General features: G+C 47.9%; 10 protein-coding genes. 4 read left to right on the top strand and 6 right to left on the bottom strand.

The features are described from left to right. Window positions 1–62 precede the first annotated feature (62 nt). Window positions 63–1658 (bottom strand): quinohemoprotein amine dehydrogenase subunit alpha, encoded by a 1596-nt coding sequence (gene peaA / locus H579_RS0112615; RefSeq protein WP_028300986.1) that lies wholly within the window; start codon window positions 1656–1658, stop codon window positions 63–65. Between the two features lie 371 nt (window positions 1659–2029). Between peaA and H579_RS0112610 the strand changes: the two genes are divergently transcribed. Beyond that, window positions 2030–2758, top strand: a complete 729-nt coding sequence (locus tag H579_RS0112610) for a response regulator (RefSeq protein WP_028300985.1) — start codon at window positions 2030–2032, stop codon at window positions 2756–2758. A 4-nt stretch (window positions 2759–2762) separates the two neighbouring features. Further along, window positions 2763–9716, top strand: a complete 6954-nt coding sequence (locus tag H579_RS25490; RefSeq protein WP_157834617.1) for an AAA family ATPase — start codon at window positions 2763–2765, stop codon at window positions 9714–9716. 78 nt (window positions 9717–9794) lie between these two features. Here H579_RS25490 and H579_RS0112600 read toward each other — a convergent pair whose 3' ends face one another. After that, window positions 9795–10061, bottom strand: coding sequence for a DUF4351 domain-containing protein (locus H579_RS0112600; protein WP_028300984.1), 267 nt, complete (start codon window positions 10059–10061; stop codon window positions 9795–9797). A gap of 321 nt (window positions 10062–10382) precedes the next feature. Between H579_RS0112600 and H579_RS0112595 the strand changes: the two genes are divergently transcribed. Next, complete coding sequence (locus H579_RS0112595; RefSeq protein WP_028300983.1) at window positions 10383–11261, top strand: DMT family transporter; 879 nt, start codon at window positions 10383–10385, stop codon at window positions 11259–11261. A gap of 109 nt (window positions 11262–11370) precedes the next feature. On the opposite strand, the gene H579_RS0112590 is transcribed toward H579_RS0112595, so the two are convergent. Next, a complete protein-coding gene (locus H579_RS0112590; RefSeq protein ID WP_028300982.1) occupies window positions 11371–12504 on the bottom strand; it encodes a glycerate kinase family protein in 1134 nt (377 codons plus the stop codon). Window positions 12505–12640: 136 nt separating this feature from the next. Between H579_RS0112590 and H579_RS0112585 the strand changes: the two genes are divergently transcribed. Then, window positions 12641–12895 (top strand): hypothetical protein, encoded by a 255-nt coding sequence (locus H579_RS0112585; RefSeq protein WP_036566243.1) that lies wholly within the window; start codon window positions 12641–12643, stop codon window positions 12893–12895. An 18-nt stretch (window positions 12896–12913) separates the two neighbouring features. Here the strand turns inward: H579_RS0112585 and H579_RS27920 are convergent, their stop codons facing one another. The 3 genes from H579_RS27920 to H579_RS0112570 form a co-directional block, all read right to left on the bottom strand. Then, window positions 12914–16579, bottom strand: a complete 3666-nt coding sequence (locus tag H579_RS27920; RefSeq protein WP_051227583.1) for a response regulator — start codon at window positions 16577–16579, stop codon at window positions 12914–12916. Window positions 16580–17134: 555 nt separating this feature from the next. After that, the gene (locus tag H579_RS0112575) at window positions 17135–17740 is read right to left on the bottom strand and encodes a flavin reductase family protein (RefSeq protein WP_028300980.1); all 606 of its coding nucleotides are present in this window, start codon (window positions 17738–17740) and stop codon (window positions 17135–17137) included. Between the two features lie 185 nt (window positions 17741–17925). Continuing rightward, complete coding sequence (locus H579_RS0112570) at window positions 17926–18711, bottom strand: enoyl-CoA hydratase (RefSeq protein ID WP_028300979.1); 786 nt, start codon at window positions 18709–18711, stop codon at window positions 17926–17928. Between the last annotated feature and the right edge of the window lie 51 nt (window positions 18712–18762).

Here is an 18762-nt window from a genome sequence, read left to right as displayed (position 1 = left end):
ATTAGCCAGAGATCATCCAAGCACAGTGCAGTCAGTGCTCAGCAAACTAATTACTTCGGTAATTAATCGATCAGTGCACGAACAAACCTCTGTACCGTCACCAGCAGATGACTCTCAGCAGAGATCGTCTGATCACCGTCCTGAACCATACCAATAACAGTCAGATTACCCACGTTATTGGTGGACATCTTACGCTCAGGGTTTGGACCGGCATCACCCGGAGTGAAGATACCGCGATTATCGATGGTGCCCGCATACTGGATATCGTTGTCATGCTCGGCGATCTCATCAAACGGTTTCAGAGACCATTGTGCCGGCATGTAACCCAGACGCAGATCGTCCGCCGTACCCGGCTTACCATCAGCACCTGCTGCGTAACCTACCGCGCGATACCAGGATTTCTGCTTAGGAATTGAACCACCGGCACCACCCACACGGGCGATAGAATCAGAAGGAGTAATCTCGACACGCGCCAGTTCGTCGTATACTGCCAGCAGATCATCCGCTGAAGTACGACCGACTTTAATATCGCGACTACCGACCTTAGCCGTGCGACTTGCCTCGGCGATGACCACTGTACGCTCTTCATCGCGGGCAATGATGCTGATCACTTTTACACCAGCACCAAGAGAGATACTGCCGTTCAGCTTGTTACCCGAGATGGTCAGCAGTTTACGTTCGCCCTGCTTAATATAGGAAGGAGTGATAGCGGTAATAGCGCTGTTTTTAACGGCTATGACCTTGCCACCCATCACATCGTCATTACGCTGATACATACGGCCTTCAAGAGTTTGACCGTCTTCAGATGCGGCCAGTACCTGACGCATCTTGACGCCGTTAACCGTCAGAGTCCCACGCCATTCGTAACCGGTATAAACAATCGCTTTACCAGAACCAGAGATAGGAGTGCCATCGGCATATTGACCTTCCAGGGTTACGCTGTAGCGATCATTATCGTTTTGGCTGATCACAACCACGGCATCAAACTGACCTTTCTCCGGCAGGTAGCCCGACATCGCCCAACGGCCATCCAGTGATTTTTTCTCAACCGCTTGCCATTGACTCCACTCCTCGGTATTAAAGGCATAATCGTTACCCAGCTTAGGTGCGACCTGATTCAGAGCGATATCAAACCAGGCACGGTCACGGGCACCGGCATGCAGTTCTGCAGTAGGTTGTTGACCCATATGGAAGTGAACCAACCACTTCCACTCGTCCTCGGTACGACGCTGCAGAGCAATACGGGCACCAGAGTGACAACGTACACAGGTTTCCTGCAACAGAGGATCAAATGATTCCAGCACGTTAGGCTCTTTTTCCAGCACATAACGCAAACCCTGAGTTTCAGCCGGTGCCAGGCCCTGGTTATCCGCCAGGTACTTCACCAGTTCCCGCTTCTCTTCAGGGGAGATCACGACACCACGTTGCTGCTGCATACGGCTGATCGTCGCCATCCAGCCTTCAGGGGTTTTACGCTGCTCGCTAATCCGTGAGAAAGGGGCCGAGGCATCGCCTGTATCCGTGTGACAGACCAGGCAACGGTCCCGAATAATGGATTCACCGTCCGCTGCCTGGGCTTGTGCAGGTGCCAGACCTGCCAGGGTCAAAACCCCTGTGCCCAGCAGCGCCCGAGTTATCTTATTTTTCTTCAAGGCCATCACTCCTACTCTTTTATTATTTGTTTCTTATAGATCGACATCTGAGCCAAAAGAAATACAGTGTCGCATCAACATTTACGACACTCTTCTTTTTTCTGCAGTCTGATGTTTGGCTTAAGATAACTTACCCCTAAGGTGTAAATAGAGTTTCCATCAATTGTGCTAAGTTGTAGCCAGATGTAACAAAAGCCTACAACTCAGCATATTAATTACATAAGCACCTGTTTTAAATGAACTATTTTTTGTGGAAATCGCGTTTTACAGTACTTTATTCCACTCTGGCATCTTTGCTAAACTCAAAAACGCTAGACTCAGCAGCGATAGATTCCAAAGCGCTGGACTTAAAGCAGACGTTGATAACGAAAATAATTATGACAACAGACAACCCAAACAATAGCCACATTATGATTGTGGAAGACGATCTGGCATCCCGCGCCCTTTTAGTCAGCTACTTTAAAAAAGAAGGCTATAAGGTCAGTGAAACCGAACAAGCAGACGACCTCGTCAGACGGGTTGAGGCCGAGCAGATTGATCTGGTGCTACTGGATATTAACCTTCCAGGCAAGGACGGTCTGACCCTGACCCGTGAGCTGCGTGCAGCCTCAAGAGTGGGCGTAATTCTGGTTACCAGTAAGGTGGATGAGATCGACCGAATTGTCGGCCTGGAACTGGGTGCCGACGATTATGTCACTAAACCATTCAACCCCAGAGAACTGCTGGTACGTGCAAAAAACCTGCTCTGGCGGGTGAAGGAACATCCCAGAGAACATGGTCAGCCCAAGGATCGTATTCTGATCCATTTTGAAGGCTGGACCCTTGATGGTAACAAACGTCAGCTACAAAGCCCGGATGACAGAAACGAGCGCCTGCCGGAAGGTGAGTTCCGTCTGTTGCATGCACTGATCAAGCATCCCGGACAGGTACTGTCCCGTGATCAGTTAATGGATGTCATTCATGGTCGTGAGTGGACCCCCAATGATCGCTCTGTGGATGTAATGGTCGGTCGCCTGCGCCGTAAACTGGGAGATAATCCTTCTGACCCTCATTTTATTCTGACGGCTCACGGCGCAGGCTATATGTTTGCAGGAAAAGTGGACTGATACTTTGACTGGACCATTATCTGATTTGCTGCCGCCTGAGCTTCAACTGACCAAGCGCCTGCATCAGGGCGAACGTTGCCAGATCAGCCGGGGGATTCGCCAGCAGGATCAGTTACCTGTGGTGATTAAGCAGCTCAATACAGGTCTGTCACCTCAGGAAGCATCCGAAGCTCAGCATTTATTACAACATGAGTATGAGTTGTTACAAAGCCTGGATATTGACGGGGTAATACGCCCTGTCAGTCAGCAGTTTTTTGTTGCTGATAGCAACAGCCCAGACACCCCATCCTCCGATACCCATAGTAGTCTCGAAAATACAACCCATACCTCTGTTAGCAGGAATAACTTCGGCCAAACTGATTCAGGCCTCTATACACTATTTAATGACCATAGCGGTATTTGTCTGCGTGAGCTGATTCAGCAAAAACGTTATCGCTGGCACCAGTGGTTACCGGTAGCCGTTCAGCTGAGTAAGGTGTTAGGGCAGATCCATAACAAGCAGATTATCCATAAGCAGATCAGCCCGGATAATCTGTTGTTAAATCCTGATTCCAATAAGGTGGAAGTGATCGATTTCACACTCGCGACACGCCTGTCGCGGGAACAGATTCACTGGCAGAACAGCCAACTGAAGAGTGGAATCCTGCCCTATATCGCACCGGAACAGACCGGGCGTATTAACCGCAGTATCGACTACCGTACCGACTTTTACAGTCTCGGCGTCACTCTGTATGAGTTAATGACAGGCAGTTTGCCCTTCTCCAGTAGCGATCGCCTGGAATTGATCCACCGTCATATCGCCAAGCAGCCGCAGGCACCTCATCAGATTAATAGCGATCTTCCCGAGGCTCTGTCTCAGATCATTATGAAGCTGATGGCCAAAGATGCCTCCATGCGTTATCAGTCCAGTTACGGCCTGACCTATGATCTGCAGCAGTGCCTTGAGCAATGGCACAAAAACGGCCAGATCGACAACTTTAAACTGGCAACACAGGACCTGCCGGAACGGTTTGTTCTGCCACAGAAGCTCTATGGTCGCCACAACCTGATACAACAGCTGACAAGCAGTTACGACCAGAATGTTCGGGGGGAAGCCAGTATCGTCATGATTTCAGGTTATGCAGGTATCGGTAAGTCCAGTCTGGTACATGAGATTCGACAGTATATTAACGAACACAACGGCCACTTTATCAGCGGTAAATTTGCTCAGTTTGGCCGTAACCGCCCCTATGCGGCTATTTTGCAGGCCCTGCAAAGCTTTATCCGACAACTGCTGACGGAATCCAAAGCCAATGTCAGCCATTGGCGACAACTGATTCTGGAAGCCTTGGGCAGTAACGGTCAGGTAGTGATCAAACTGATCCCGGAACTGGAACTGATTATCGGCCCACAACCGGGCGTGCCCAAACTGCCACCGGCTGAAGAGAAAAACCGCTTCTCCCGTATTTTTCTACGTTTATTGCGCGTGTTTGCCAGCAAAGAACAGCCCTTAGTAATTTTTCTGGATGACCTGCATTGGGCTGATCTATCCTCTATCGCCCTGCTGGAAGCCCTGGCCCAATATAAAGCCAGTGCTGTCAATCAGCCTAGAGACACAAACAGAGATATCGGAACACACAAAGGCAACGCCCAATCAGATAGCGAGCAACAGACACTCAGCTATCTAATGCTGATTGGTAGCTACCGGGATGAAGAGGTGCATAACACTCATCCCCTAAGAGGCTTGCTGGAAAAACTTAGACAGCTACCCATCAAGCTACTGGAACAGCAATTAAAACCGCTGACACTGCGCCAGATTAAAAGCCTGCTAGCCGATACTCTGTGCTATCCCGCAGAAAAATGTACCGAACTGGCAACGATCTGCCTGGAAAAAACCCAAGGTAACCCCTTTTTCCTAAATCAGTTTCTATCGACATTACAAGATGATGGCCTGATCTACGCCAACCAGAACGGTTGGTATTGGGATAAAAAAGCCATTGAAGCTCAGGCGATGTCGGACAACGTAGTGGATCTTATGGTCAATAAGATCCAGCGACTTGAGACCGAAACGCAAAAAGTACTGCGTTTAGCCTCCTGTATCGGTAGCCCTTTTAGCTTGCGCACCCTGAGTATTGTCTATAAAAGCTCACCAACCGATACCGCAGCTCATCTCTGGCAGGCACTGACCGAACGCTTAATTATTCCGCTGGATGATAACTACCGCCTGACCGGCTATCTCAAGGCAGGTCCAGGCTGCGGTCATATCGAAAACCCGGCCCCGCAGAGAAATAACGGTAGTATTATCGCGGATGGCATTCGCTATCGTTTTGTCCACGACCGTGTGCAACAGGCCGCCTATAGCCTGCTGAGCAAAGAGGAAAGCAGTGATCTTCACCTGGAGATAGGCCAACTGCTGCTGGATCAATTATCCGAACAGGAGCTGGATAACCGCATTTTTGAGATCACTAACCACCTGAATCAGGCTCAGGAAAGGATCTCTGATTGCCAGCAACGTAAGCATTTGGCAGAGATGAATCTAAAGGCCGGTGAATTGTCGCGCAGTGCCGCAGCATTCGGGGCTGCATTTGAGTACTTCCAACATGGTTTACTGCTGTTATCTGACTTAAAAAACTCAGCAACAGCCATACACAATACCAAAACCATCGACCGGAGTTGGCAGCAGGATTATCAATTAGCACTGGCACTGAACAACAACGCTGCAGAAGCCGCCTTTATCCTGTCAGATTTCGGCCAAATGCAACAATATATCCAACAGGTACTGACTAATAGCAGCCATCTGCTGGATAAGATTCGGGTCTACGAATTACAGATTCAGGCTCATATCTCTCTGAGTCATTTTGATCAGGCGTTAAATACTGCCTTTGAAGTTTTGGAACTCTTAGGTGTAAAGCTGCCCCGTCAACCGGGTAAGAAAACCCTCTGGTTAAGTTACCTCAAAACCCGCTGGCTACTGCAAAAACAGAACCGTGAAACACTGATACAACGACCTGAGCTGTCAGACCCCTATATTCAGGCCGCACTACCGATTATGGCCAGTATGTTTGGTGCGGTGAAGTTTTCCAGCTCAGGTCTGCGGCCACTGGTAATGGCCAAACAGGTTGAACTGACTCTGTGTTATGGTTTAACCCCCTCCTCTGCCCAGGCTTTTGCCGGTTATGGTGGCGTTTTGTGCGGCCAGTACAATCAGTTAAACCAAGGCTATCAATTGGGTTTAATGGCACTGGATATTGATAAACAGTTACCGTCACGTCTGACGCATCATAAAACACTGTCACTGTTTAACACCTATGTGCGGCACTGGAAGGAGCCCCTATCTAACACGCTGGGGTCTCTGGAACAGGGTTACCAAAGTGGTTTGGATAGCGGCGATATCGAGTGGAGCGCCTATTGTCTAGCCAGTTATATCCAGTATCAATTGCCAGTGGCAGAATCTTTGGCCGATATTCAGCCCAAGATGGACAATTACCTGCAACAGATACGTGCCGCGGGACAGAAGCAGTCGGAATACTACTCCCGCTACGCACTGCAAACCCTGGATAATCTGCGTGGTTTAAATCATAACCCCATACTGCTGGATGGTCGTTATAATCAGGAAGAGCCTATGCTGGCTCTACATATCAAAAACCATCATAGAACCGCGGTGTGTGTGCACCACTTCTATAAAGCGCTACTGTGCTATTTGTTTGGCGATTATCAGCAGGCAGAAAAGGAAGCTCGGGCCTGTGAACAGGATCTATCATCTATTGGCGCGACCTATACCTCCAGCTGGATATATTTTATTGCCGCCTTAACTCAACTGGCATTGATTCCAGGCTCCAGTGTCTTGCAGCATCCCCGTCGCTTCCACAAAGCAAAATCCCACCTGAAGAAGCTACAACATTGGGCCAAACACTGCCCGATTAACCAGCAGCACCGAGTCTTACTGATTCAGGCTGAGACAGCCCGGGTACAAAAGCGCTACCACAGTGCGATGGAGCTGTTTGAGCAGGCGATCGTCAGCGCCAATCAATCTGAAGTTCCCATGGATAGAGCGCTGGCCTATGAACTGGCAGCCCGCATGTATCGTAACTGGCATAAACCGGTCATTGCAGAAACCTATCTGCGCAACGCCCTTAAGCTGTATCGTCAATGGGGTGCCAGTGCCAAGGTGGATCATCTGATTCAACAACACCAGCTACATGAGCCGGAAAACCGACCATTGACAGCTCAACAAACACCGCTACGGGAGCAAAACAGCAATAACAATCAGATACTGGATATTCTATCGGTCATGCGCGCATCCCATGCCATTGCCGATGAGATCGTATTGGAAAGGCTATTAGGACGCCTGATGACGCTGGCATTGGAAAATGCCGGTGGCCAAAGAGCCATTCTGGCACTGCGCCGGGATGATGAACTCTTTATCGAAGCAGAAGCCGATCTACACGATGAACCCCGTTTCTTCTCCAGCCTACCCATCGAAGGCGAGAGCCAGAAGCTGCCGGTCAACATTGTGCATTACGTACACCGCACTAAGGAAACCGTGGTACTGAGCAACGCCCTGGAACACGAGATGTTTATGCACGATAACTATATTCGTCAGCGCCAACCCCGTTCGTTGTTGTGTATGCCGATTCTCTACCACGGTGATCTGACCGCCATTCTCTATCTGGAAAACCGTGAAAGCAGTGATGTCTTTACCCGAGAACGATTGGAAACACTACAGATCCTATCGGCTCAGGCAGCGATCTCCATTGAAAATGCCAAGCTTTATCTGAGCCTGCAGCAGTCAGAGCATGAGTTCCGCTCGCTGTTTGAAAATGCCGTAGAAGGCATCTTCCGGGCCAATCCCAAGGGTGAATACCTCTCGGTTAATCCCGCCCTAGCGCATCTGTTGGGCTACTACTCACCCGAAGACTTTTTAAAGCATATCAGTAATGTACAACAGGGCTGTTTTCAGGATGCAGATCAGCAGAAGGACTTTATTAAAACCCTGCTTAAGCATAGCCAGATTCGTAATTTCGAAACCCAGTGGCTAAAAGCCAATCATCAACCCGTTGAGATTACTATTTCCGCGCGCGGGGTATTGGATGATAAAGGCCAGATCCTCTATTACGAAGGCTCAGTCACCGATATCAGTGAACGCAAAAACCGCGAGAAAGCGGAAAAAGCCCATATGGATGCCATTCTGGCACAGCAGAAGGCAGAAGCCGCCAGTGAGGCCAAGTCACAGTTCCTCGCGACCATGAGCCATGAAATTCGCACCCCCATGAACGGTATCCTGGGGATGGCACAGCTGCTGATGCGTAGCACACTGACGCCAGAACAGCGCCAGCAGATTCAGAATATCTATCGATCCGGCCAATCCCTACTCGCTATCTTGAATGATGTACTGGACTTTACCAAAGTAGAAGCCGGTCAACTGGAGCTGGACCCGCAGCCCTTTAGCTTGTTACAAGTCATCTCAGAACTACAGGCCGTGGTCAAACCATTAACCGATGAGAAGGCCCTCAAGCTAATACTGAATATAAATACAGAAATAAATAACTTGGGTATAGAGACTGATATTCATCACATCGATCTGGTTTACGGCGACCGCCGAGTACTAACCCAGATCCTGATGAACCTGTGTGCCAACGCGGTAAAATTTACTGAAAAGGGTCAGATCAGCCTACGAGTGAAGTGTTTACCCACTTTAGGGAATAACGCACAACAGCTCAGTAGAATAAGATTTGAGGTCGAAGACACGGGTATCGGCATCGACAAAGAATCCCATAGCCGGATCTTCCAGCACTTTAGCCAGGCCGATAGCTCTATCACCCGCCGTTATGGTGGTACAGGTCTTGGTTTATCCATCTGTAAACAATTGGTTGAATTACAAAACGGTCAGATCGGCTTTGATAGTGAAGCCGACCAGGGCTGTCTGTTCTGGCTTGAACTGGAATACCCGATAATTCACGCAACTGAAGCACACGCAATCGATCATCACATAAATAAAGTAACCACTTACACTGGCAACAGCTCAAGTAACAGTCTAAAGCGGAGGGCAGCCTTGAACTCAAACCCTGAGCAAAACCATCACGCAAACGGCTACCCAAACAACTATGCATCCCCTGCCCAGAGTCAGTATCTGCATCAGGCGCAACCTAACCCAGCAGAATGGACACCACAGCAACACAGCAGCCCCCTGCATATCCTGCTGGTAGAAGACACCGAAATTAACCAACAAGTCGCCGCAGGCCTATTGGAAAGCGACGGCCATCGGGTGGATATCGCAGAAGATGGCTACACCGCCCTCTCCCTGCATAACGACAACGATTACGATCTGGTGTTAATGGACATTCACTTACCGGATATGGACGGCATGGAAACCACTCGCCGTATGCGCCAGCATAAAGACCCGATCAAAGCCGCCATCGTCGTGATCGCCCTAACCGCCGCCCTCACTCAGGCTGAACAACAGAAATATCAGTCTGCAGGCATGGATGATGTACTGGCCAAACCCCTGCAATATCACCAACTGCTAGAGATACTGAAAAAGCACCATCTCTATGATGGCCAGATCGAACAGTTAAGTACTTATCAACCGGTTGAGGCAGATAGCAAGCGGCCTGCTCCTCTGATAACTAATACAAATCAAGCTAGCAATAACGCGGATCAGCAAACCTCCCCACTGATCAACGAACAACTGATCCAACAGCATAAAACCATGCTTGGACAGGAACGCTTTGCCGAACTACTGGACAGTTTTAAAGGACAATTTGAAGATCTGCACCAACAGCTGGGAACCGCCATTGCTGAAGAGAATTACGAACAAGCCGGTAAACTCGCCCACCGTATGGCAGGCTCTTGCGCTAACTTTGGTTTGGAGAAACTGAGCGGGCTCTGTAAGGAAATTGAGAGAAATACGACAGGTGCCGACTTGGCGGGGTTAGAAGATTTATATCAAACCAGCTTTCAATGCATCAGTGCATTTTAATCTAATAGCCTCGCTGGAGTCCCCATGATGGGCTTACACTCTCAAGGCAAGGTAAAAATAGAGCTACAAGCAGCAAAACTAAGACTTAGACACTTCAGCCAAGGTTTTGGCATCCACAAAATTATCCACCCACAACTCCAGCTGCTGTTCTGTTGCCTGACTGATCTTGCCTTCAATATCTTCTGACAAAGGGCCAAAACGGCGATTTAACAGACGGCGCAGGGTTTTAGCTTCGCCTAACAAAATACCATCTTGCTTCCACTCTTCAGTCCAGGAAATTACCCGTTCTGCTAACATGCTATGCACTGCCGGGTCCCGGATGACCAAATAGCCAAAAAGAGCCATTTTTAAATATGTCCCCTTTGTAGGGGAGTATCATCAAGCTGATTGATGATATCGAAAAAGCTAAATTGGGCAGAATCAGAAGGGCTTTTAGTCAGCATATCGGAGCCATTTTCGACCAGAAACTGAAGACACAGCTTACCGCTCCTGGTCGAAATGATCTATGCCCAAATAGCTAATTTGTTTTAAAAACAGCCTGTTAAGGATTTTTCAGGGCTGACTACTTAACATATTAATTTTTTATACGCCCTAAACTGGTGCAACGACACTACTAGGAGTATGCTTGCGGCTTTCTTTTTCATTCAGTGTGATAGGTTTTGAGATATGACGGCTAAGCGCTTGGATGCTCTGGCAATTACAGTAATGACTGTGCTTTGCATCAATTTTGGTCTACAGCAGATTGCGATCAAGTTTACTCTGCCTGATATTTCCCCCGTAATGCAGGCTGGGATACGCTCCATCGGTGCAACCCTTCTGCTAATGGTATGGATGAAGTACAAAGGTGAAACCATTTTTCAACGCGATGGAGCGGAAATCTGGGGGATTTTGGCAGGTTTATTGTTTGCCGGAGAGTTCCTGGTACTCTACAAAGCGTTAGAAATGACGGGAGCTGCGCGGGCAACCATTTTTCTCTACACATCCCCCTTTATCGTTGCCATAGGAGCGCAACTGTTTCTTCCCTCAGAACGGATGCGCCTCATACATATTGCGGGTTTAGCCGCCGCATTTATTGGTGTCTTCCTGGCATTTTCGGATGCTTTTTCAAGTGGAGCAGCCACCTTAACCGGCGACCTTCTTGCTCTTCTGGCAGCAATAATGTGGGGGGCAACCACTGTATTAATTAAAGCCAGTCCACAAGCCTCTATCTCGCCTGCAAGAGTATTGCTTTACCAGCTGGCAGTATCGGGCCTAACGTTACCCATCGCCTCTTTAATAATGGGTGAGGACGGTGTTCGCCAATGGACCATAACCAGCGGGATGGCCATGTTCTACCAGACGGTCGTTATTGCATTTATCTCGTACCTCACCTGGTTCTGGTTAATCAAACATTATCAGGCTTCAAAGATCGCCACGTTTAGTTTCTTAACACCTATGTTTGGAGTGTTTTTTGCTTGGGTAATTCTGGCCGAGCCGATCAGTTTAAGCTTTTTCATGGCTCTGGCTTTGGTTGCAGTGGGAATTTATCTGGTTAACCGTCCCTGAATTTTTAACATTTTTTAAGCCGGGTGAAGCATTTCAAGCTTCACCCTGGAATAATCAGCGCCATAATCCCTGAACGATAAAATAGAGATCAGGCCTTCAAGCATAACCATTACGCTGATAAGCGCATGGTTTCGGCAATATTTCTGGCTGTACGCACAATGTTATCATGCGCATTTTCCAATGCTTCCGAAAGACTGCACACACCGGGAACAACACTAAAGACGGCATCGATACCATGCCTATAAACCTTCTCATAGCCATCCCCCAGACTGCCCGCCAGCGCAATCACCTTACACCCCTGCCTTTTAGCATGTTCTGCAACACCAACTGGCGTTTTGCCAAAGATAGATTGTCCATCAATGCGTCCTTCACCCGTAATCACCCAAACCGCTTCCCGGCTGTATTCATCAAAGCGGTTTAATGCCAATACCAGGTCGACACCACGACGCACTTCCGCATTCAGGAAGCCAATAAACGCTGCCCCCAGACCACCAGCAGCACCTGCACCGGCCACCTGATCAATATGGATACCCGTTTGCTTCTCAGTGCACTCGGCAAAGTGTTTTAGTGCCAGATCCAACTCATGCTGTAGCGCTTTATCTGCACCTTTCTGCGCCCCAAAAATCCAACTCGCACCTTGAGGCCCCGTCAGAGGGTTATTCACATCACAGGCCAGCTCAAAGTGGCACTCTGCTAAACGCGAATCCATCTGAGATAGATCGATACCCGCTAAATCAGCTAACGCCAAACCACCATGAACTAATGGTTGGCCATGGGCATCAAACAGCTGCGCACCTAAAGCCTGAAGCATACCCGCACCAGCATCATTGGTTGCACTACCACCCAAACCGATCACAATGTGTCTGATACCGTGATCCAATGCCTTAAGAATTAATTCACCAACGCCGTAAGTCGTCGTAATAGCAGGGTTTCGAGCTTCTGGAGCGACCAGATCCAAACCCGCTGCAGTAGCCATCTCAATCACAGCCGTCTTACCACCACCTAAAATACCCAGCGCCGCATCTACATGACCACCCAATGGGCCGGTAACCTGATACCTGAACAACTCCCCGCCAGTTGCAGCGACTAAAGCATCACAGGTGCCCTCACCGCCATCTGCCATGGGTAACAGATGAAATTTAGCCTCAGGTAAAACACTTTCAAATCCCATTTTGATTGCAGAAGCGACTTCCGCTGCCGATAAACTTTCTTTAAAGGAGTCTGGTGCGATTAGAAATTTCATATTTGATCCCAAGAGCTTGTGAATAGCGCAGTTACTCAGTACTCTCAACATACTGTCTTTGATGGAATTGTTACAAATGCTTTTGAATATATTTTTTCAGAAAAAGCTCAATAGACTGTTGTTTTTGCTTGTGTTTATGCTGTTGAGCCCATTTGCCTTCGCAGAGTGCAGCGACTACGAATCCTTAGTACAGGCTGATAAAGGCTCCAAGGCATTTTTGGGAAGAGATACAGAAATTTTCCAGCGTGCGGTTGTGTTAAAACGTCATCACCCGAGTCATCAGAAAGAAGTCGCCAGCTACGCGAAAGCCGGTGGCCAGTACTACACCATGTTTTTTATCATCGACAACAACTGTAAAGCCTTCTATATCAAGCATGCGGGGCCTCGTTGAGGCCTTTTGCGGCTGTTATCACGAGATAGATCCATAATCAAAGTTCTTCAACTCCTCTAAAGCCAGGTCAAATTCATATCTTTCTACCAACTCCAGAAGCTTTACTGCTTTATCCAGCAGAGTTTCTTCGCTTTGTACCATTTCCATCAGCTCCGGTAGTTTATCCAGTACGTCGGCATTACCTTCTCTGAGCATCTGTTTAATATCAGCTACCATAACCGCTACCTTTTCAGGGTCTATCTCAGTGACAGTCAGCGGAGAGACTGATTGAATAAAATTTTCCTGCCGATCAATATCCGGCTCACCAATCCGCTCAGTCATCGTATTTTTATTGCTCAGATACTCAGAGACCGAGTTAAGCACCCGGCTCAGGGGCTCGGAAACCACCTGGAGATCCAGTCCGGCAGGCGCTACGCCGTGCATCAGCTTATATTCAAGTTCAGAGGCTACGGATGACACTCCATTCATGCCTAGAGTAGCAGAGGTCCCCTTGAGGGTATGCAACCAACGTTTGAGGCTCTCATTGTCGTCAGAAGCGACCATCTGCTCAATAGATGATGTATAGTCACGGTAATCTTTCAGAAACTGCTCCATGAGGCGTTTTAGCAGTTTTTTATTCCCTGCGGTCGAGCGCAGGGCCATGTTGAGATCCACTCCCTCAAGCAAACATAACATATCAGGACCTTTCTGCTCTTGGTCAGGAAAGTCAGCATTACAGGAAACACCTTCACCAGACGTCGAGGTGAATATCCGAGGCTCAATCCATTTGATCAACACTTCTTTTAATCTGTCAGGATCTATCGGTTTACCGATGTGATCAGACATACCGATAGAGAGACAATGATCAATATCATCCTGCATGGCATGAGCTGTCATAGCCACAATGGGGGGAAACCTTGCAAGATCCAACTGCTTGATATTTTTCGTCGCCTGCAAACCATCCAACTTAGGCATCTGAATATCCATCAGCACAAGGTCAAAAGTCTGTTGCTGAACGGCCTCAACCGCAGCATAGCCATTATCAACTAAAGTAATATCTAATCCATAAGGCTCCAACAGCCCCTGAATAACCTCTTGGTTGATAATATTATCTTCAGCAATCAGCACCTTGGCGCCCAAAAGTGCATGAATCTCATCGCCTTCACGGAACATCTGTCTACGCAATGGTTGTTGAGATTGTTCCAATCGTTTTGTGAGTATCTCTTTAATATTATCCAGTAGGTGATCAACGTTAATAGGCTTTAATACCACAGAGTCAATCAGACCATGGTTATCTTTCTGCCGCAGATCGGCACCACCATTGCTCGTAACCAGAATCACCGCAGGCTGTTTAGTCAAAGATGAATTGTTTCGAATCGATTTCGCAACGGTGAAGCCGTCCATGACAGGCATTTGCCAGTCCACCAACACCACATCAAAAGCCTGACCGCCCTGTACTTCGGTATTTACCAGACAATTTAAACCATCCGGCGAGCTGCTCTCCCCGGTAACAGAGATCCCTTTATGACTCAGTTGTTCACAGACACTCTCGACCACAGCGGCATCATCATCGATATAAAGTACACGTATTTGCTGCAGGTCGACTGAGTCCTTGTCAATGGATTGATGGCGCTTAAGCCGGACAGTAAAGAAAAACTCACTTCCCATGCCCATCTTTGAAAAAACATTGATCTCCCCTCCCATTAACTCAACCAGCTGTTTACTGATCGCCAAACCCAGGCCCGTACCACCATATTGTCGAGTCGTCGATGTATCTGCCTGGGAAAACGCTTTAAACAAACGCTTCTGAGCTTCATCCGATAAGCCAATACCCGTATCTTTAACCGAGAACCTGAGTTCAACCTCATCCCCACAGGATTGCAGCAAGCGTATAGATAGGGTGATCCCCCCCTGCTCGGTAAACTTGATCGCATTACTCACCAGGTTCAATAACACCTGTCCTAAACGAAGTGGGTCACCTTCCAACGACAGTGGCACATCATCAGATCGCTCAAAAACAATCGGCAGATTCTTCTCTTCAGCCTTAACCTGAACCACATCGGCCAGATTATTCAATACACTATCCAAGCGGAACGGCACTGATTCCACATTCATCTTACCCGCTTCAATTTTTGAAAAATCAAGAATGTCATTAATGATGGACAATAGATTTTGTGCGGAGTACTGGATCTTGTCGATATAGCCATTGACCTGACGATCTTTACTGCTCTGCCGGGCCAAACGGCTCATACCAATCACGGCATTCATTGGCGTGCGTATCTCATGACTCATATTCGCCAGGAAATCACTTTTCGCCTGATTCGCCACTTCAGCTTTCTCTTTTTCAGCAGAGAGTGCCTTCTCAACCAATTTCTGTTCAGTGATGTCAGTACGAATAGAGATGATGGAATCCAGCTCTCCCGTAGGAGATAAAATAGGTACAACGGTGGCGTGCACCCAATAAAGAGAGCCGTCTTTTTTGCGATTGCATACGTCTCCATGCCAAACCCTATGTTCGAGCACTGTATGCCATAAACCTGCGAAAAAGCCTTTAGGGTGCATACCAGAGTTGATAATGCGATGGTTTTTACCGATCAGTTCCTCTTCTCTAAAACCGCTAATATCCAGGAATTTCTCATTCACACAGCGGATGCGCCCCTGGGGATCAGTGATACTGACAATGGCATGATAATCCAGTGCCTGTTTAAACGACTCCAGCTGCACATTGGACTTAACCAAATGGAATTTAAAGCGTCGTAAACGCCACAGTATGATAACGATGATAACAACCAGCAGCATGATCGCACCCAGCATAACCCAGCGACTTTTGCGCTGCTGGGACTGCACACCAGCCAACCAGTTTTCAAATTGCTGCTCAAAGTGACTTAACTGATAGTAGATCGCAAGATCAGTCGATGATTGAGCTGTCGTCCTCAGACGGCGTACCCTGTCTAATAGATCTCCCACGTCCCGCAGCGTTTTTCCAAAAACGGACTTAAAGGCTTCTGAATAAGAAACTTCTTGTTCGATTTTTAACTGATCGAGATAAATAGAGAGTTTTTTCTCAGTGTCGTTATCCGGCAGAGCGGCAAAACGCAGGCTATAAAAAATCAGATCATTTAACATTTGCTGATATTCCGCTTGCCGGGACAGGCTTATTACTTCACTGGACAGGACTTCCTGCTGTTGACCGGAGAACGTTTGACCCTCTGGATCGAGTTTAGATGAGACCGAGTGCATAGAATGAGACAGGGCCGTCTGGGCATGACTGAACGTACTCTGCATCTGATTTAAAGCTTGCCCATAGGCTTCTAACTGAGCGGCAAGGTCCAGCATTAAATTTCTGAACTCATCCTGCTCATTTTGATAGTGATGCCAGGCCGTTCTCACAAGGGGAATATTCTTCTGAATCTCATTAAGGCTGTTGTCGACAACAAGAATGCTGTCAACATACTGATTCAGTTTTAACCGCAAGCGCTCTTCGGAAACCTCCTGATTGCTGCGGTTAATCAACGCTACATCCTGACGCATAGTGTGCAACAGTTCTTTTTGCAGACGAATCTCATCCTGAACCTTCTGCTGGTTGAGATTCTCTGCTGGCAGAAGCAGATACATCATCACGGGAAACAGTAACAACAGGCTTGCCAGACAGATCCACAAGACACTATCGGTAACTTTCACCCATACACTATCAGAAACGGCCATTAACGACGGGTCCTTCACTATAGAAGATTTGCTCTAGCACGATATACAGTTCACACAGTTTGACTGTCAGCCCTATGAGGACAAACACTATACAAGAATAACGAGTGACGATGGACAAATCAGCATTTTATATAACGAAGCACTGTTATTTATTGCTGATACCTGAAGATGAGTCAGGCAGTGTGCTTCAAACGTATCATCGTCTTAAGTAAGGAATCATATGCAACAAACACACATGCCATCTTACAACAGCCCTTATCCCCTGATTTCCCCAAGGTTTTACCCTGACATTTGATATAAGTAAAGTACTATTTAAGAGAGAGCCATGTTGGTAACATAGATAAGAGACTCAGTAAATAAAAGTGTCAGAGAGTTTCCTGCTCTCGCCCAAAAGTAAGAATGGCGGTAACTATCTTGATAAACACCACTCATTGCAAAGGAAGCGTTATAAGGAAAGGGAAAGCCAGCAAAATAGACAAGAGGGCAGCCTGAGCCGCCCCTGAACCATATAATAGTAAGTCCGTTATAAAGAATACCAGACGCTTGATTAAGGCTTTAGCCCGGACGCTTCATATTGAAATACTCTTTGGAAGAGCTATAACGCAGCCCTCCCAGCTTAGCGATCAGATCCCACTCATTCATATTGACACGTCCATTCTGCCAAATCTGATCATCAATATGTACAGAGACTACCTCACCCAACACCAGATTACCCGCCAGTGGGCCATCGCCTAAACGCTGCACACTATGCAGGCGGCACTCCAACCAAGCCAATGATTCTTTTACTGCTGGGCTTGGGCCTGACTCAACGGCGACCGGAGTTAAACCGGCCAGTGCAAACTCATCAACATCTGCAGGCAGATCTTCACTGGTCTGATTCATCTGCTCCGCCAAACGGGCATCCACCATATTGACAACAAAGTGCTCGTTGGCTTTCAGGTTGATCAGGGTATCTTTCTCTTCGCCTTTGCCATTTAGTAGTACAGAGAAACTGACAATCGCCGGATTTACACTGGCGACATTAAAATAGGAGAAAGGTGCCAGGTTATAAGTACCCTCTTCGCTAACCGTAGAGACCCAGGCGATAGGTCGTGGATAAACAGTGGAACCCAGCAGGTTAATGGCTTCAATAGGAGACAGAGATTCGGTTTTAATATCCATAATCGATACGCACTAAAATTAAGAAACAGGAAAGTTAGAGGCTGAGAGCTTTCTGGCTTTGACTGGCGTTAGACTTTTTAGAAAAACAGACGGTACGCAGTACCGCTAAAAAACAGCCAGCAGAAAAATAACCCGTAAAAAAATAGCCGCACCAAAGTGCGGCCAAACAAGATGAAGAAAACTTCTTAGCGGTGTTTAAACTCAGGCTTACGCTTCTCAACAAACGCCTGCATACCCTCTTTTTGATCTTCTGTGGCAAAAGTAGAAGCAAAAGCACGACGTTCAAAGCGCAGACCTTCCTGCAGGCTGCTTTCAAAAGCGACGTTGACCGATTCTTTGATCATATAAACCACTGGACGGGACATCTTGGCGATCTTACCCGCCACCTTCAGCGCTTCCGCTTCCAGCTCTGCCACTGGGATAATACGGCTTACCAGCCCCATACGCTCGGCTTCTTCCGCTTCCATCATACGACCGGTCAGACACATCTCCATCGCCTTGGCTTTACCAATAGCCTTGGCCAGACGCTGAGTACCACCGGCACCCGGCATAGTGCCGATATTGATCTCTGGCTGACCGAACTTAGCGTTATCACCGGCCAGAATAAAGTCACAGGCCATCGCCATTTCACAACCACCGCCCAGAGCAAAACCGGCCACAGCTGCGATAATTGGCTTTCTGGCGGTATTCAGGCTGTCCCAACCGTCACGACGGTTGTAAGGGAAGTCACTCAGGAACAGATCCATAAACTCCTGGTTTTCCATATCCTTAATATCTGCACCAGCAGCAAACGCTTTCTCGTTACCGGTAATGACCATAGCACCGATAGCATCATCCGCCTGGAACTGCTCAATTGCATGACCCACTTCAGAAACCAGGGCGTTTGACAGGGCGTTCAGGGCCTCAGGACGGTTCAGCTGAATCCAACCAACCGCACCACGGGTTTCAACCAGGATATTTTGATATTCCACACTAAGCTCCGAATTTATTCTCAGTATTCTTTAGCGATCTGCTTTTGGTTA

Origin of the sequence: Oceanospirillum beijerinckii DSM 7166 (assembly GCF_000422425.1) — a bacterium.
GTDB classification, from domain to species: domain Bacteria; phylum Pseudomonadota; class Gammaproteobacteria; order Pseudomonadales; family Halomonadaceae; genus Oceanospirillum; species Oceanospirillum beijerinckii.
Note: the sequence above shows the minus strand (reverse complement) of the source record. Positions and strands in the feature narration are given on the sequence as shown.

Bases quoted from the DNA above. Each gene is read 5' to 3' on its own strand.
- peaA (WP_028300986.1), bottom strand. From the start codon at position 1,658: ATGGCCTTGAAGAAAAATAAGATAACTCGGGCGCTGCTGGGCACAGGG.
- H579_RS0112610 (WP_028300985.1), top strand. From the start codon at position 2,030: ATGACAACAGACAACCCAAACAATAGCCACATTATGATTGTGGAAGAC.
- H579_RS0112600 (WP_028300984.1), bottom strand. From the start codon at position 10,061: ATGGCTCTTTTTGGCTATTTGGTCATCCGGGACCCGGCAGTGCATAGC.
- H579_RS0112595 (WP_028300983.1), top strand. From the start codon at position 10,383: ATGACGGCTAAGCGCTTGGATGCTCTGGCAATTACAGTAATGACTGTG.
- H579_RS0112590 (WP_028300982.1), bottom strand. From the start codon at position 12,504: ATGAAATTTCTAATCGCACCAGACTCCTTTAAAGAAAGTTTATCGGCA.
- H579_RS0112585 (WP_036566243.1), top strand. From the start codon at position 12,641: ATGCTGTTGAGCCCATTTGCCTTCGCAGAGTGCAGCGACTACGAATCC.
- H579_RS27920 (WP_051227583.1), bottom strand. From the start codon at position 16,579: ATGGCCGTTTCTGATAGTGTATGGGTGAAAGTTACCGATAGTGTCTTG.
- H579_RS0112575 (WP_028300980.1), bottom strand. From the start codon at position 17,740: ATGGATATTAAAACCGAATCTCTGTCTCCTATTGAAGCCATTAACCTG.